Source organism: Streptomyces sp. AF1A (genome assembly GCF_047340315.1).
Lineage (GTDB): Bacteria > Actinomycetota > Actinomycetes > Streptomycetales > Streptomycetaceae > Streptomyces.
On the sequence record NZ_JBLEBI010000010.1, the window covers coordinates 28,526 to 43,835 of the forward strand.

At 72.4% G+C, this 15,310-nt stretch carries 16 protein-coding genes and 1 pseudogene; 8 read left to right on the top strand and 9 right to left on the bottom strand.

The features are described 5' to 3' along the window. Positions 1-74: 74 nt before the first annotated feature. The 3 genes from ACLU3S_RS05340 to ACLU3S_RS05350 form a co-directional block, all read right to left on the bottom strand. Positions 75-1,319, bottom strand: coding sequence for a DUF2637 domain-containing protein (locus ACLU3S_RS05340; RefSeq protein ID WP_413950556.1), 1,245 nt, complete (start codon positions 1,317-1,319; stop codon positions 75-77). A gap of 120 nt (positions 1,320-1,439) precedes the next feature. Beyond that, a complete protein-coding gene (locus ACLU3S_RS05345) occupies positions 1,440-2,336 on the bottom strand; it encodes a DUF3558 domain-containing protein (protein WP_413950557.1) in 897 nt (298 codons plus the stop codon). 141 nt (positions 2,337-2,477) lie between these two features. After that, entirely contained in the window at positions 2,478-3,299 is an 822-nt protein-coding gene (locus ACLU3S_RS05350) for a DUF3558 domain-containing protein (protein ID WP_413950558.1), read from the bottom strand. Between the two features lie 238 nt (positions 3,300-3,537). Here ACLU3S_RS05350 and ACLU3S_RS05355 point away from each other — a divergent pair, with 238 nt between their 5' ends. Continuing rightward, positions 3,538-4,731, top strand: a complete 1,194-nt coding sequence (locus ACLU3S_RS05355) for an RtcB family protein (RefSeq protein WP_413950559.1) — start codon at positions 3,538-3,540, stop codon at positions 4,729-4,731. 45 nt (positions 4,732-4,776) lie between these two features. Here the strand turns inward: ACLU3S_RS05355 and ACLU3S_RS05360 are convergent, their stop codons facing one another. From ACLU3S_RS05360 to ACLU3S_RS05370, 3 genes are read right to left on the bottom strand one after another with little or no spacing between them, the layout of a single operon-like run. Then, positions 4,777-4,932 carry a hypothetical protein gene (locus tag ACLU3S_RS05360; RefSeq protein ID WP_413950560.1) on the bottom strand — a complete coding sequence of 52 codons (156 nt, stop codon included), beginning with the start codon at positions 4,930-4,932 and terminating at the stop codon, positions 4,777-4,779. Continuing rightward, a complete protein-coding gene (locus ACLU3S_RS05365) occupies positions 4,929-5,693 on the bottom strand; it encodes an SDR family NAD(P)-dependent oxidoreductase (RefSeq protein ID WP_413950561.1) in 765 nt (254 codons plus the stop codon). Before ACLU3S_RS05365 ends, ACLU3S_RS05360 begins: the two co-directional genes overlap by 4 nt. A gap of 57 nt (positions 5,694-5,750) precedes the next feature. Continuing rightward, positions 5,751-6,089, bottom strand: coding sequence for a YnfA family protein (locus tag ACLU3S_RS05370; protein ID WP_413950562.1), 339 nt, complete (start codon positions 6,087-6,089; stop codon positions 5,751-5,753). Between the two features lie 170 nt (positions 6,090-6,259). Here ACLU3S_RS05370 and ACLU3S_RS05375 point away from each other — a divergent pair, with 170 nt between their 5' ends. The 5 genes from ACLU3S_RS05375 (at position 6,260) to ACLU3S_RS05395 (ending at position 11,091) form a co-directional block, all read left to right on the top strand. Further along, positions 6,260-7,345, top strand: a complete 1,086-nt coding sequence (locus tag ACLU3S_RS05375; RefSeq protein WP_413950563.1) for an LLM class flavin-dependent oxidoreductase — start codon at positions 6,260-6,262, stop codon at positions 7,343-7,345. Next, the gene (locus ACLU3S_RS05380) at positions 7,342-7,914 is read left to right on the top strand and encodes a CE1759 family FMN reductase (RefSeq protein WP_413950564.1); all 573 of its coding nucleotides are present in this window, start codon (positions 7,342-7,344) and stop codon (positions 7,912-7,914) included. The genes ACLU3S_RS05375 and ACLU3S_RS05380 overlap by 4 nt, the downstream gene beginning before the upstream one ends. Before the next feature lie 148 nt (positions 7,915-8,062). Further along, a complete protein-coding gene (locus ACLU3S_RS05385; protein WP_413950614.1) occupies positions 8,063-8,782 on the top strand; it encodes a response regulator transcription factor in 720 nt (239 codons plus the stop codon). Further along, positions 8,783-10,222 carry an ATP-binding protein gene (locus ACLU3S_RS05390; protein WP_413950565.1) on the top strand — a complete coding sequence of 480 codons (1,440 nt, stop codon included), beginning with the start codon at positions 8,783-8,785 and terminating at the stop codon, positions 10,220-10,222. 116 nt (positions 10,223-10,338) lie between these two features. Beyond that, on the top strand, positions 10,339-11,091 hold the full coding sequence (locus tag ACLU3S_RS05395) for a GNAT family N-acetyltransferase (RefSeq protein WP_413950566.1): 753 nt from the start codon (positions 10,339-10,341) through the stop codon (positions 11,089-11,091). Positions 11,092-11,183: 92 nt separating this feature from the next. Here the strand turns inward: ACLU3S_RS05395 and ACLU3S_RS05400 are convergent, their stop codons facing one another. Both ACLU3S_RS05400 and ACLU3S_RS05405 read right to left on the bottom strand, forming a co-directional pair. Further along, positions 11,184-13,004: a phosphatidylglycerol lysyltransferase domain-containing protein gene (locus ACLU3S_RS05400; RefSeq protein WP_413950567.1), complete on the bottom strand. Its 1,821-nt coding sequence runs from the start codon at positions 13,002-13,004 to the stop codon at positions 11,184-11,186. A gap of 131 nt (positions 13,005-13,135) precedes the next feature. Beyond that, positions 13,136-13,411: a hypothetical protein gene (locus tag ACLU3S_RS05405; RefSeq protein ID WP_413950568.1), complete on the bottom strand. Its 276-nt coding sequence runs from the start codon at positions 13,409-13,411 to the stop codon at positions 13,136-13,138. 84 nt (positions 13,412-13,495) lie between these two features. Between ACLU3S_RS05405 and ACLU3S_RS05410 the strand changes: the two are divergent. After that, positions 13,496-13,777 (top strand): annotated as a pseudogene (locus tag ACLU3S_RS05410) (M55 family metallopeptidase); the annotation flags it as partial. Between the two features lie 199 nt (positions 13,778-13,976). On the opposite strand, the gene ACLU3S_RS05415 reads toward ACLU3S_RS05410, so the two are convergent. Further along, on the bottom strand, positions 13,977-14,591 hold the full coding sequence (locus tag ACLU3S_RS05415; protein WP_413950569.1) for a TetR/AcrR family transcriptional regulator: 615 nt from the start codon (positions 14,589-14,591) through the stop codon (positions 13,977-13,979). A 74-nt stretch (positions 14,592-14,665) separates the two neighbouring features. Between ACLU3S_RS05415 and ACLU3S_RS05420 the strand changes: the two genes are divergently transcribed. After that, complete coding sequence (locus ACLU3S_RS05420; protein WP_413950615.1) at positions 14,666-15,271, top strand: peroxiredoxin-like family protein; 606 nt, start codon at positions 14,666-14,668, stop codon at positions 15,269-15,271. The last annotated feature ends 39 nt before the right edge of the window (positions 15,272-15,310 follow it).

Sequence of the window (15,310 nt, forward strand, 5' to 3'; positions counted from 1 at the left end):
AGCAGTACGGGAAAGGGGCCCTCGTCCGGGGGCCCCTTTTTCCGTCTTTTCCGTCTCTCCGTGCGCCGTTGTCGCTAGGCGATGTGGTCGTCCTCCAACTCCGCGGTGTGGCGGTTCTGGAAGCGCATGACCATCTTCTTGGCCTCGGCGTCGGGGACGGGGGCGCCGTACGTCGCCTCGACGTTGTCACTGAACTCGCGCGGAGTCGGGTAGCCGCTGCCGTTGATCGACTGTTTGAAGACCTGGTAGTAGTCCTCCTCGGTCGGCTCCGGCGCCGGGGTGCCGCCGCCCTCGCCCAGCTCCCGGGTGCGGTTCGGGCCCGCCGGGACGGGGAAGCTGCCGGTCTCCTCGCCGGAGGGCGGCTGGAAGTTCTCCGGCTGCTGCTCCTCGTACCACTCCTCGTACTGCTCCTCGGGGGCGTACTGCGGCTCCTGCATCATCGGGTCGTAGCTGGGGTCGTACCCCCCGTGGTACTCCACTTCGCGCGGAGCCTGGAACCACGGGCTCTGCTCGTCCACCTCGGCGGGGGGCTGCGGGTACTGCGGGCCGTAGGGTGCCGTCTGCTGCGGCATGGGCGCCGCCCCGGCGGCACCACTGCCCGTGGCGCCGTGGGACGCCGTCAGCTGAGGCTGCGGCGCCGGCGGCAGCAGCGCCGGCTCGATCCCCGCCGCCGCCAGCCCCGCCGGCGCCGTCTCCGCCAGCGGCACCCCGTACCGCGCCAGGCGCAGCGGCATCAGCGACTCCACCGGGGCCTTGCGGCGCCACGCCCGGCCGAACCGGCTGCGCAGCCTGGCCTGGTAGACCAGACGCTCCTGCTCCAGCTTGATGACCTGTTCGTACGAGCGCAGCTCCCACAGCTTCATCCGGCGCCAGAGCAGAAAGGTGGGGAGCGGGGAGAGCAGCCAGCGGGTGAGGCGGACGCCCTCCATGTGCCTGTCGGCCGTGATGTCGGCGATCCGGCCGATGGCATGGCGGGCCGCCTCGACGGCGACCACGAACAGGATCGGGATCACCGCGTGCATGCCCACGCCCAGCGGATCCGGCCAGGCGGCGGCCCCGTTGAAGGCGATCGTCGCCGCCGTCAGGAGCCAGGCCGTCTGGCGCAGCAGCGGGAAGGGGATGCGGATCCAGGTCAGCAGCAGGTCAAGGGCCAGGAGGACACAGATGCCTGCGTCGATGCCGACCGGGAACACATAGGAGAAGTTCCCGAAGCCCTTCTTGATGGCCAGCTCACGGACGGCCGCGTACGAGCCGGCGAAGCCGATGCCGGCGATGATCAAGGCGCCGGACACGACCACGCCGATGAGTATGCGGTGCATCCGAGTCAGCTGCGGTGGCGCGGCCACTCGTACTCCCCTCCCCTTGCGTGTTGTTGCGCGCAACAGGGTGGCACACGTGTACGCCCTACGTACTGCCGGTCGGGTCGTAAGCCCTTTCGGTCAGCTCTTCCCGCCGGACGACTTGGACGGAGAAGCGCCGGTAGAGGACGACTTGGACGGCGACGGCGACGCGGACTTGGACGGCGACTTCGACGGGGACTTCGAGGCCGGGGCCGTCGCACCGGAAGAGGCCGGTGAGGACGAGCCGTTGGCGGACGACACCGCCGCCACGACCTCCCTGACCGCCTTCTCCGCGGACTTGGTCAGGTCGTCGGCGCTCGGGGTCTTGTCGCCCGCGAGGCCCGCGCCGTTGTAGTCCACGGTGACGACCACGTTCGACAGCCGGGCCACGACCGTCTGCTGCTTGAAGAGGCCTTCCTTCTTCTTCAGGTCGTAGCGCACGACCGTCGACTCCGCGCCCGCCCCGGACACCGGCTCGGACTTGGGGTTCTTCGCCCCGTCCACGCCCTGGGCGTCCTTGACCTGCCGGGTGAAGTACGTGTGCGCCTGCGCGTCGCCGCTGCCGAGCGTGGCGTCGGAGTCGAAGCGGATCAGGGAGACGTTCAGCCAGCGGAACTGGGATCCCTTGACGCCGTTGTTGTCCAGGCTGCTCCACGAGCACGAGGCACGCGACGACGGATCGTCCGAACTGCCCTTCTTGGCCGCCTTCGCGCCCTTCGGCACCAGGGCGGTCAGGGTCTTGCCCGACAGCGCCGCGCACGCGTCCGGAAGCTTCTTGAACACGGCCGCCTGCACGGTCGGGGAGGCACTCGAGGAGGACTGCGTGCCGCCGCCCGCCGACTGCTGCGCGCCCTCGCCGGCGCCCTTGGCCTTGGCATCGCCGGAGTCCGACGAGCAGGCAGCGGTGATCAGTATCGCGGGAACGGCGGCCGCGCAGACAAGAGCGCGGCTCAGGCGCCTGCTTCGCTGAGATCGCTGGGCACGGTCGTCTCGCATGGCTGCTCGCTGCATGGTTCCTTCACTCATGACGCTCGGTACTAGTGGGGGTTCCTGCGGGGCCACCGTACGCGGTGAAGGAGAGGCGCGTTTTCCGTTCGAGCGCTTTGCGCGCAGCGGCGGATGGGGCCGCGGCGGCCCTCAGCCGCCCAGCGCGTCGTCCAGTTGAGAGGCCAGTTTCCGGGCTCTGTCCTGCATTTCCTTGCTGTCCGGGACCGCTCCGGCGGCCATCGGCTGCTCCTCGTACACGAGGGTGACGACGACGTTGGACGTGCGGAACACCACAGTCACCGTCCGCTGCTCGGCCGTCGAACCCGAGGTGTTCGCCCGGTCGTCGATGTACGCCTCGTCACCGAGATCGGAGAGCGTGCGCGGCTGGAGATCCGCCGCCGCATCGGACGCCGACGGGGAGGGGTCCGATGCGGCGGCGGAGCCCGTCGGAGTGGACGTGGTGGAGGTGGGCGTGGGGGAGGAGGCCGGGGGCGGGCTCGCCGTCTGCGGGGAGCCGCTGGGCGCCGGAAGGTGGGCGGCCGACTCCTTCTGCGCGAACAGCTGCTTCGCCTGGTCGTCGTCGCTGACCGTGTTGTCGTACGACACCACGCGCTCGAGGTCGACGGAGAGCCGGTCGGTGGCGTCGGCGGACTGGACCTTCCAGCGGCAGCCGACCTTGCGGTCGGTGTCGTAGGTGAGCGCCGCCTCGCCCTGGTAGGCCTTGTCGCGCTGCTCCGGGTCGGTGATCTGCTTGATGCCGGGCAGGAGCGAGTCGAGGGTGTCGTGGCTCACCGCGCGGCAGGGTTCGGGCAGGGTGCGGTACTTGCCGGGCTGGGCGGCGGGCGCGGCCGTGCCGGCGTCGCCCGGGTTGGCGTTGTCCGCGGCGCCGTCGCCGCCGGAGCCGCTCGTGCAGCCGGCCAGCAGCGCCGCGAGGAGGGCGGCGGTGCCGGTTACGTACGCCTTCCGCTGCACGGTCGGGCTCCTCTCGACGGATCGCTCGGTGGTGCTACTTCGGTTCTGCGGTGCTGGTGCCTCAGTTTCCCCGCGGGTTATTCGCTTGCCGCGGCGGGGCGGCCCCTGCAGACAATGTGTATCGCACGCGCCGCCGTGGACGCCGGTCCCTTGTCCCTTTTCGTCGCGCTTGGCGCTGCTTTTCCTTTTTTCTGCTTTTAAGCGTTGTTTTGGTATTTCAGGGGGAGTTGGGGACATCATGTCGTACGTGGAGATGCCGGGCGCGCGGGTGCCGATCCGGCTGTGGACCGACCCCGCGACGGTCGAGGACGTGGCCCTGCGCCAGCTCCAGAACGTCGCCACGCTGCCCTGGATCAGGGGCCTGGCCGTGATGCCGGACGTGCACTACGGCAAGGGCGCGACGGTCGGCTCCGTCATCGCCATGCAGGGCGCGGTCTGCCCGGCGGCGGTGGGCGTGGACATCGGCTGCGGGATGTCGGCGGTGAAGACGTCTTTGACGGCCAACGATCTGCCGGGCGACCTGTCGCGGCTGCGGTCGAGGATCGAGCAGGCCATTCCGGTGGGGCGGGGGATGCACGACGATCCCGTCGAGCCGGGCGACTTCCACGGCCTGGCGGCCTCCGGGTGGGACGACTTCTGGGGGCGGTTCGACGGCGTCGCCGAAGCGGTCAAGTTCCGTCACGACCGGGCGCAGAAGCAGATGGGAACGCTCGGATCCGGGAACCATTTCGTCGAGGTCTGCACGGATACGACCGGTTCTGTCTGGTTGATGCTGCACTCCGGTTCCCGCAACATCGGCAAGGAACTCGCCGAGCACCACATCGGCGTGGCCCAGAAGCTCCCGCACAACCAGGGGCTGGTGGACCGCGACCTCGCGGTCTTCGTGGCGGACACCCCGCAGATGGCGGCCTACCGCAACGACCTGTTCTGGGCGCAGGAGTACGCCCGGCACAACCGCACGCTGATGATGGCGCTTCTGAAGGACGTGATCCGCAAGGAGTTCAAGAAGGCGAAGCCGGCCTTCGAGCCGGAGATCTCCTGCCACCACAACTATGTGGCCGAGGAGCGGTACGACGGCATGGACCTGCTCGTCACCCGCAAGGGCGCGATCCGGGCCGGCTCCGGGGAGTACGGAATCATTCCGGGCTCCATGGGCACGGGCTCGTACATCGTGAAGGGCCTCGGCAACGAGACGGCCTTCAACTCGGCCTCGCACGGCGCGGGTCGGCGCATGAGCCGGAACGCGGCCAAGCGGCGGTTCTCGACCCAGGACCTGGAGGAGCAGACCAGGGGCGTGGAGTGCCGCAAGGACTCGGGCGTCGTGGACGAGATCCCGGGCGCCTACAAGTCGATCGACCAGGTCATCGATCAGCAGCGGGACCTCGTCGAGGTCGTCGCCAAGCTGAAGCAGGTCGTCTGCGTGAAGGGCTGACGCACGGCGAAGGGCCGGGACTCCTGCGGGGTCCCGGCCCTTCGCTCACTTCGCGTGCCGCACCGCGTAGATCATGACGAAGGCGACGATGTGGATGCCGAAGAGGAAGTAGCCGAGGAAGTACCAGACCTTGCGCTCGTCCTTGGCCTCCTGGGCGAGGCGGCGCTGTTCCAGGGCGTCGGCGGGCTTGTCGTCGGTCATCGCGGCTCCCGGTGGAGTTTGGTGTTGGAGGCCTGGGCGCGGGGGCGGACGACCAGGAGATCGATGTTGACGTGGCTGGGGCGGGTCACCGCCCAGGCGACGGTGTCGGCGACGTCGTCGGCGGTGAGGGGCTCGGCGACACCCTCGTAGACCTTGGCCGCGCGCTCGGCGTCGCCGCCGAAGCGGGTCAGGGCGAACTCCTCGGTCTTGACCAGGCCGGGGGCGATCTCGATGACGCGGACCGGCTGCCCGACGATCTCCAGGCGCAGGGTCTCGGCGAGCACGTGGGCGCCGTGCTTGGCGGCGACGTAGCCCGCACCGCCCTCGTAGGTGCCGTGGCCGGCCGTGGAGGACACCACCACGACCACGCCGTCACCGCTCGCCACCAGCTTGGGGAGCAGGGCCTGGGTGAGGTTCAGGGTGCCGATGACGTTCGTCTCGTACATCGTGCGCCAGTCCGCCGGGTCGCCCGTGGCCACCGGGTCCAGGCCGAGGGCGCCGCCCGCGTTGTTGACCAGCACGCCGATGGTCTCGAAGGCCGTGGCGAACTCGTCCACCGCCGCGCGGTCGGTCACGTCCAGCTGATAGGCCACCGCGGAGTGGCCGGCCTTGGTCAGCTCGTCGGCCAGTGCCTCGATGCGGTCCTTGCGGCGGGCGGTGAGGACCACACGGTAGCCGGCCTCGGCGAGCTGCCGGGCCGTCGCTGCGCCGATGCCGCTGCTCGCACCGGTGACGACGGCGATGCGGGAGGCGGGGGCCATGGGCAGCTCCTGTGGGTCTGGCGGCGGTCTGCGGGCTGCATCCAGCGTAGGCGAGGGTCAGCCGCCGTTCCTCGGCGCCCACATGATCACGGCCATCCCGGCGAGGCAGATCAGTGCGCCCGTGAGGTCCCAGCGGTCGGGCCGGTAGCCGTCGGCGACCACGCCCCACAGGAGCGAGCCGGCCACGAAGATCCCGCCGTACGCGGCCAGGATGCGGCCGAAGTGGGCGTCCGGCTGGAATGTGGCGACGAAGCCGTAGGCGCCGAGGGCGAGGACGCCGCCGGCCGCCCAGAGCCAGCCGCGGTGCTCGCGTACGCCCTGCCAGACCAGCCAGGCGCCGCCGATCTCGAACAGCGCGGCGACGACGAAGAGGGCGGCGGAGCGGAGGATCGGCATGGGGGCAGCCTCGCACGGGCGCGGCACGTCACTGAGCGGGGTGCTCGGCGGGTTCCTGCCGCGGCCCGCCCGCCGGGGGCTCCGTTGCTGCGGAATGCTTCGGAATATCCAGGTGAGAGGGACCGTTGGAGGAGTTGTTGAACGGTCAACAACTTGGAGAGTGAGCGACCATGCAGTTCGGGATCTTCACGGTCGGCGACGTCACGCCGGATCCCACCACGGGGCGTACGCCGACCGAGCGCGAGCGGATCAAGGCCATGGTCGCCATCGCGCTCAAGGCCGAGGAGGTGGGGCTCGACGTCTTCGCCACCGGCGAGCACCACAACCCGCCGTTCGTGCCGTCGTCCCCGACCACCATGCTCGGCTACATAGCCGCGCGGACGGAGCGGCTGATCCTGTCCACCTCCACCACCCTGATCACCACCAACGACCCGGTGAAGATCGCGGAGGACTTCGCGATGCTCCAGCACCTGGCCGACGGGCGGGTGGACCTGATGATGGGCCGCGGCAACACCGGCCCGGTCTACCCCTGGTTCGGGCAGGACATCCGCCAGGGCATCAACCTCGCCGTCGAGAACTACGCCCTGTTGCGCCGGCTGTGGCGCGAGGACGTCGTGGACTGGGAGGGCAAGTTCCGCACCCCCCTGCAGGGCTTCACCTCCACCCCGAGGCCGCTGGACGGGGTGCCCCCCTTCGTCTGGCACGGCTCGATCCGGTCCCCGGAGATAGCCGAGCAGGCCGCGTACTACGGCGACGGCTTCTTCCACAACAACATCTTCTGGCCGGCCGACCACACCAAGCGGATGGTCGAGCTGTACCGGACGCGGTACGCGCACTACGGGCACGGCACGCCCGAGCAGGCGATCGTGGGGCTCGGCGGCCAGGTCTTCATGCGCGGCAGGTCGCAGGACGCGGTGCGCGAGTTCCGCCCGTACTTCGACAACGCGCCCGTCTACGGCCACGGTCCCTCCCTGGAGGACTTCACCGACCAGACCCCGCTGACCGTGGGCTCGCCGCAGCAGGTGATCGAGAAGACCCTGTCCTTCCGCGAGTACGCCGGCGACTACCAGCGCCAGCTGTTCCTGATGGACCACGCGGGGCTGCCGCTGAAGACCGTGCTGGAGCAGCTCGACCTGCTCGGCGAGGAGGTCGTGCCCGTGCTGCGCAAGGAGTTCGCGAACGGCCGTCCGGCCCAGGTGCCGGACGCGCCGACCCACCAGTCCCTGCTCGCCGCGAAGGAGGCGACCGCCGCATGAAGCTCGTAGTGGTGTCCGCGGGCCTCGGTGTCCCGTCGTCCACCCGGCTGCTGGCCGACCGGCTGGCCGCCGCGGTGGGCCGGCAGACGGACGTGGACGTGCAGGTGATCGAGGTGCGGGAGCTCGCCGTCGAGATCGCGCACCAGCTCACCAACGGGTTCCCGGGCCGGGAGCTGGCCGCCGCGCAGGACGCGGTGGCGCGGGCCGACGGGCTGATCGCCGTCACACCGGTGTTCAGCGCGTCGTACAGCGGGCTGTTCAAGTCCTTCTTCGACGTGCTGGACACGGACGCGCTGGCCGGGAAGCCGGTGCTGATCGCCGCGACCGGCGGGACCGGCCGGCACTCGCTGGTGCTGGAGCACGCGCTGCGGCCGCTGTTCGCGTTCCTGCGGGCCGTGGTCGTGCCCACCGGCGTCTACGCCGCGTCCGAGGACTGGGGCGCGCAGGGCCTGGCCGAGCGCATCGAGCGGGCGGCGGGGGAGCTGGCCGCGCTGATGCCGGTCGCCACGCGGGCCGCGGCGCCGGCTGTCGTGCCGTTCGCCGAGCAGTTGGCGGCGCTGGGGCAGTAGGGCGGGTGCCGGGTGGTGAGAAGACGGTAGGTGACTGCCGCCGGTTGCCCCTGTGACGGTGAGAGGCCGGTAAAAAGGGTGATCGTAGGCCCGCCCGGCCCGGCCGAACCACCCGCGGCCTTGGCAGACTGGGTGCGTGCCCCAGACTGTGCTGCTCGCCGAAGACGACCGTGCCATCCGCCATGCCCTCGAGCGTGCCCTGGCCCTGGAAGGGTACGAGGTGACGGCGGTCGCCGACGGCGTCGAGGCGCTGGCACAGGCGCACAAGACCCCGCCGGACGTCCTCGTGCTCGACGTGATGATGCCGGGCATCGACGGGCTCCAGGTCTGCCGGGTGCTGCGCGCCGAGGGCAACCGCACGCCGATCCTCATGCTCACCGCCCTCGTGGAGACCGCCGACCGCATCGCGGGCCTGGACGCCGGCGCCGACGACTACGTGGTCAAGCCGTTCGACGTCGAGGAGGTCTTCGCCCGGCTGCGCGCCCTGCTGCGCCGCACCAGCCCGGTCCCGGCCGGGCCGGGCGGCAGCGGCGGCGAGGGCGGCCGGGGGGACGTGCAGGTCTCCGACCGGCAGGTGGAGGCGGCGGGCATCCGCATGGACCTGCAGGCCCGCCGGGCCTGGCGGGGCGCGCGGGAGCTGGAGCTGACCCGCACCGAGTTCGAGCTGCTGGAGCTGCTGGTGCGCAACGCGGGGATCGTGCTCGACCACTCCACGATCTACGACCGCATCTGGGGCTACGACTTCGGCCCCGGCTCCAAGAACCTCGCCGTCTACGTCGGCTACCTGCGCCGCAAGCTGGACGAGCCCGGCGCCCCGCAGCTGATCCACACGGTGCGGGGCGTGGGTTACGTGCTGCGGGAGGACTGAGTGGGCCGCCTGCGCCGGCTGGTGGCCCGGCGCCGGCCCAAGCTGGTCTCCCTGCGGACCACCTTCGCGGTCTCGTTCGCGGCCGTCACCGCCGCCGTCACGATCCTCGTCGGCATCCTGTCGTACGGCTCCGCCGCGCGGCTGGTCCGCGTCGACCAGCAGTCGGTGTTCAGCCAGGTCGTGCAGGACGTGCGGGACGAGGTGCGGCAGCACGAGATGGTTCCCGAGGACTTCTCCTCCTCCCGGCCCGGGCACGACCTGGTCCGGCCCGCCCGCACCGACGTCCAGGTGCTGGGGGCGCAGGGCCAGATCGTCGACCACGGCAACCCGGTCCTGCCCGTCACCTCCCACGACAAGGCCATGGCCCTCGCGCGCTCGGCCGGGAAGGTGGTCGAGCACAAGGACGTGCGGGTCGACGAGGACCTGTTCCGCAGCGCCACCGTCTCGCTCGGCGACGGCCGGGGAGCCGTGCAGGTCGCGCAGGAGTTCAGCGACACCGAGGACCTGCTGCGGGCACTGCAGCAGCGGACCCTGATCCTGATGGCGGCCGTGGTGGTGGCGGCCGGGCTGTTCGGGTGGTGGCTGGCCCGCCGGATCACCCGGCGCCTGGTGGTCCTCACCTCCGCGGCCGAGGACGTGGCCCGCACCCGGCGGCTGGGCATCGAGGTGCCGGTCGCCGGGCTGGACGAGGTGGGCCGGCTCGGACGCGCCTTCGACCGGATGCTGGGGCGGCTCGCCCAGTCCGAGGAGGACCAGCGGCGCCTGGTGCAGGACGCGGGCCACGAGCTGCGCACCCCGCTGACGTCGCTGCGCACCAACATCTCCCTGCTCCGCCGCATCGACGAACTCCCCCCGCTCACCCGCGAGGAACTCGTCGCCGACCTCACCCAGGAGGCGCGGGAGCTGACCGACCTGGTCAACGAGCTGGTCGACCTCGCCGCCGGGCAGTCCGACACCGAGCCGCCGCAGCGGGTGGACATCGCCGACATCGCCGAGGACGTGGTGGGGCTCGCGCAGCGCCGAACCGGCCGCGAGATCGTGCTGCGCACCAGCGGCGACACGACGACCGACGGCCGGCCCGGCATGCTCCAGCGGGCCATCTCCAACCTGGTGGAGAACGCGGCCAAGTTCGACCGGTCCGGCAAGGCGCCCATCGAGGTCGACGTCACCGGGCCGGACCGGCCGGGCACGGTCCGCGTGGAGGTGCTGGACCGGGGGCCCGGGATCGCCGAGGGCGACCTCATCCGCATCTTCGACCGCTTCTACCGCGCCGCCGACGCGCGCTCCCTGCCCGGCTCGGGCCTCGGCCTGTCCATCGTCCGCGAGGTCGCCATGGCCCACGGCGGCGCCCCGTTCGCCTGCCGGCGCGAGGGCGGCGGCTCGGTCATCGGCTTCACGGTGGGCGGCGGCTTGGCGGGCGGTGGCCGGGCGGACGGGTGAGGGCCGGTGACTTTCGCGAGCGCCGGGGGCATGTGGTCTGGGCGGGGCAGGGTGATGCGGCTGCGGAGGGGCATGTGGTCTGGGCGGGGCAGGGTGATGCGGCTGCGGAGGGGCATGTGTTCCGGGCGGCGCAGGGTGACTCGGCCCCGCAGGGCGATGCGGGCGCGGAGGGCGCCGGCCCTCGCCGCGAGCCGTCCCGTGTCCGTGTCTTCCGCGCCGGCGCCGCCGTGGCGGTGGCAAGTCCCGCGCTGTCCGGGCGGGACCGGCTCGCCGTCGCCGGCCCCGCCGAGGACGCGCTGCCCCTCGTACGCGACGTGCTCGCGCAGATCGGTCCGACGTACCGGCCCTTCGGCCCCGCCGGGTTGGTCGACGCGCTGGTGCACGGGCCTCCCGGGCTGGTGTCGGCCGGTGACCCGTTCCTGTGGATGGAGACGACGGTACGGCCCGGCCCCGGGACGGGCGTGGTCTGGCTGGACGCCGACGCGGAACGGGCGGCGGCGCCGCTGTTCGACCGGCACTTCCCGCAGTCCTACGCCCAGCCCGGCCGTCCGGGTGTGCGGCGCTGGGCCGGGGCCTACGGCGCGCGGGGCAGGGGCCCGCTGCTGGCGGTCGCGGCGGATGCCTGGTCCGCGCCCGCCTGCGGCTTCCTCGCCGGAGTGGTCACCGATCCGCAGGCCCGGGGGTGCGGCCTGGGCGCGGCCGTCGCACGCTTCGTCGTGGACGCGCTGGTACGGGACCACGGGCGCGCCGCGCTGATGGTCGATGCGGACAACGCGCCGGCGATCCGCGCGTACGAGCGGGCGGGCCTGCGGGCCGAGCCGTTCCGCGCCGCCGCGGTGGACCGCGCGGCTGCGCCCCTCGGCGGGTAGGTGGGTCCGGGCCGGAGGGTCGGGGCTCCTTGGGGGGCGGGGCGCTCCGGGCGTCACGCTCGGGCGCGTGGCCCCCGGTCAGCGGTGTCCGCTCACGACCGTCCCCGCAGCCTCGGCAGCGTCAGGAAGCCCTCCGCCTGGGCGCTGGCCAGGCCGATGCGGGGGATGTCGCTGGTCTTGGCGAAGAGGAGGAAGCGGGGTTCCCAGACGGGGCGGTACTTGGCGTTGGCGCGGTAGAGCGACTCGATCTGCCACCAGCGGGAGAAGAAGGTGAGGATCGAGCGCCAGAGGCGGAGGACGGGGCCCGCGCCGAGACGGGCGCCGCGCTCGAAGACCGAGCGGAACATCGCGAAGTTGAGCGACACCCGCTGGACGCCCAACTCTTTGGCCTGCAGCAGGAGTTCCACGACCATGTACTCCATCAGGCCGTTCTCGCAGGCGCGGTCGCGGCGCATCAGGTCCAGGGAGAGCCCGTTCTCGCCCCAGGGGACGAAGCTGAGCAGGGCCCGGGGTGTGCCCTGCGCATCCCGGCACTCCAGCATCACGCAGCGGCCGTCGGCCGGGTCGCCGAGGCGGCCCAGGGCCATGGAGAAGCCGCGCTCGGTGGCGCCGTCGCGCCAGTGGTCGGCGCGGTCGATGAGGAGCGCCATCTCCTCGGCCGGGATGTCCTCGTGGCGGCGGATGCGGACGGTGTACCCGGCCCGCCTGACCCGGTTGTGCGCCTGGCGGACGACCCGCATCGCGCGGCCCTCCAGGGTGAAGTCGGCGATGTCGACGATCGCCTCGTCGCCGAGTTCCAGGGCGTCCAGGCCGTGCCGGGCGTAGACGGTGCCCGCCTCCTCGCTCGCGCCCATGACCGCCGGGATCCAGGCGTGCCGACGGGCCTCGGCGAGCCAGGCCTCGATGGCGCCGGGCCAGGCCTCGGGGTCGCCGATCGGGTCGCCGGAGGCCAGGGAGACCGCGCCGACGACCCGGTAGGTGACCGCCGCCTTGCCGCTGGGCGAGAAGATCGCCGCCTTGTCGCGGCGCAGCGCGAAGTAGCCGAGGGAGTCGCGGGCGCCGTGCCGGTCCAGCAGGGTGCGCAGCTTGTGCTCGTCCTCCGGGCCGAGCAGCCGGCGGCCGCGCGGTGAGCGGAAGCAGGCGTACAGCACGACGCAGAAGGCCGCCGCGAGCAGGGCGTTGACCGCGATGTCGGTCCAGCGGGGGGCGTGCACATGCTCGATGCGGTCGGCGAACATGCCGACGCTGATGCCGCGCAGGAAGGTGTAGAGGATCTCGTCGGTGAGGCCGGCGCCGGGCAGCTTGTTGGTGGCGTGCACCAGCAGCGTGCCGAGGCCGCCCGTCACGAGCAGGCCGCCCGCCCCGACGGCCAGCGCCAGCCTCGGGTTGGAGGGGTCGCCGACCGCGTTGAACTCGCGCCGGCCGATGAGCAGAGCGGCCACGAACAGCCCGGTCAGCGCCGCGGAGACCCAGTTGAAGACGTGGTCGGCGTACCGGTCCTGGGTGAGCAGCCCTACGGCGTAGAGCGCGAAGAGCGGTCCCGAGAGCAGGAGGTTGGTCACCCACGCGGCCCGCTTCCGGCGCCGCATCACCAGCATCAGGAAGATCGCGAGCGCGGCGGAGACCAGGCCGCCGGTGGCCAGGTACGGCGTGAAGAAGGCGCCGGTGTGGTGCGGGTGGGCCTGGTGCGGGGCGAAGAGCTTGCTGGTGTTGTGCTCGTGGACCTCTTGGCGGAACGGCAGGGACATGACCGCGAGGATGTTGACCACGGCGATCAGCCGCAGGTACCACACCGTGGCCGTGGCGGCCGCCGTGCGCAGCCGGGCGGTGGGCACGGCCGGCAGGGACGGGCGGCGCGTACCGCGCTGGGCGGGGATCTGCGGGGAGGACAGAGTCGACGGCTGAGCGGGCATGGTGACTGGTCACCTTGGGGGAGGGGGACGGGCCAGGGGACGTGACCCTACAGCGTGTAGGGTACTGCGGCTGCGCGGTCTACGGGAGAGGAGCGTACCGGGAACCCCTCTTACCTCGGCCCCGTGCGGACTTAACCCGTCCTTGTCGTGCGGCGCCGGGCCGCCGCCAGCGTCCAGGCGAGGTTGCCCACCGCGGCACCGGCCGCCACCGCGGCGGCGATCACCCCACCGGTGGCCAGGCCGTCACTGAACAGGTGCGGGCGCCGGTCGAGGCTGTGCAGGCCGAAGCCGCACAACTCGTACACGCCGACGGCGGCGATGACGAGGCTCACGACGAGCACGGTCAGCGTGGGTGCGAGGCTGCGTACACAGACCTCCCCGCCGGGTGCCGTCTCCGTCTCCTGCATGGGTCCCCCGTTGAACAGGCGTATGAACGGCCTTGAGGCCGTGGGTGGTTGGGAACCTACAATACGTAGGGTCCGATAGGGTCCATGGCCGTGCGCGTGTACCTGAGCGTGTACCCGAGCGTGGACATGGAAGGCATCACCGGGCTCGTCGACGCCGACGACGTCCAGCCGGGCGGCCGGGACTACGAGCGGGGCCGTTCCATGATGGCCGAGGACGTCAACGCCGCCGTGCGCGGCGCGCTGGCGGCGGGGGCGAGCACCGCACTTGTCAACGACGCGCACGGCCCGATGCGCAACCTGCTTCCCGGGGCCCTGCACCCGGCCGCCCGCCTGGTGCGCGGCAGGCCCGAGCGGATGGGCATGCTGTACCGGCAGTTCGGCGTGTGGATGCGGGTCGCGGCCTGCCTCACCAACCAGCCGCCGTACTGCTGAAGCGGTCTTCCGTAACGAACCCGGGGCTCACCCGGCCGCCGTCTTCCGGCAGGGTCCGGCTCCGGCCGACCGCTATCCCCCCGGCTCACCCGGTCCCGCCCCGAGAGGGCGGGTCCGTGCCCGGCCCCGGGCGTCAGCCCTCCATGCCGCGCAGGAGCATGGCGAGCCCGCCGAAGAACTCCCGCTCGGCGTCGACCCGGCCGGCCTGCCGGGCGGTGTCCGCCATGAGCGGGAACGCGTCGGCCGGCAGTGCCGAGATGGCGCGTGTGCCCTCGCCGGACAGGGCGCCGAGGTGCTCCAGCTGGAGGGCCCCGTTGACGTAGGCGACCAGGCCGCGCAGCGCGACCACCCGCCGCTCGCCCTCGAAGCCGGCGCCGGCGAGGACGGTGAGCACCGCCTCCGACCAGCGCAGCACCCCGAGCGAGTGGTGCCGGTGAGCGACCGCCAGCGCGACCACGGAGGGATGCGCGCTCAGTGTGTCCCGTATCCGCCGCACCAGGATCTCGATCCGCTCGCGCCACGGAAGCGAGGCGGGCGGCGGTGCGGTGTCGACGGCGGCCAGCACGAACTCGACGACGAGCAACTCCAGTTCCTCGCGGTCCTTCACGTACCGGTAGAGCGCCATGGTGCTCATACCGAGTTCCCGGGCGACGGTGCGCATGGACAGCCCGGCCAGTCCGTCACGGTCGAGGACGGCGAGCGCGGCGGCGGCCAGCCGCTCGGGGCTGAGGGAACGGGGGCGTGGCATGGCGGTTGACAGCGTACGACATACGCCTACGCTCGTAGGTGTACGACGTACGCCTACGAAGGAGGCAGATGTCGATGTCCCCGTCCGCGCCCCGCCGGCCCCTGGCCCCCGGCTCGCCGATCGGCTCCCGCACCCTCACCCCGGTCTCCGGTCCCCCGGTGCCGGTCCCCGACCCCGACCGGCTGATCCACCTTCAGTTCCGCCGCTTCGCCGGCTGCCCGGTCTGCAACCTGCACCTGCGCTCCGTCGTGCGGCGGCACGCGGAGATCGAGGCGGCCGGCGTCCGGGAGGTCGTCGTCTTCCACTCGCCCGCCGAGGAACTGCGGGAGCACGCCGCCGGCCTCCCCTTCGCCGTCGTCGCCGACCCCGGCAAGCGGCTGTACGCCGAGTTCGGCGTGGAGTCCGCACCCCGCGCCCTGCTCGATCCGCGCGTGTGGGGGCCGATCGCCCGGGCCGTGGCGCGCAGCGCGTGGGCGATTCTGCGGGGGTGCGAGCGGGGGCCGGCGGGCCGGCCGCACGGGGGACGGCTGGGGCTGCCCGCCGACTTCCTGATCGGCGCCGACGGCCGCGTGCTCGCCGCCAAGTACGGGGAACACGCCTACGACCAGTGGCCGGTGGACGAGGTGCTGCGGCGGGCGGGGGAGGCCCGACGCACCGCCGCCGGCCGCCCGGCCCGCTGACCCGGGCCGCCGGGCAGGCGGGGGCGGCCGGCCTCGGCG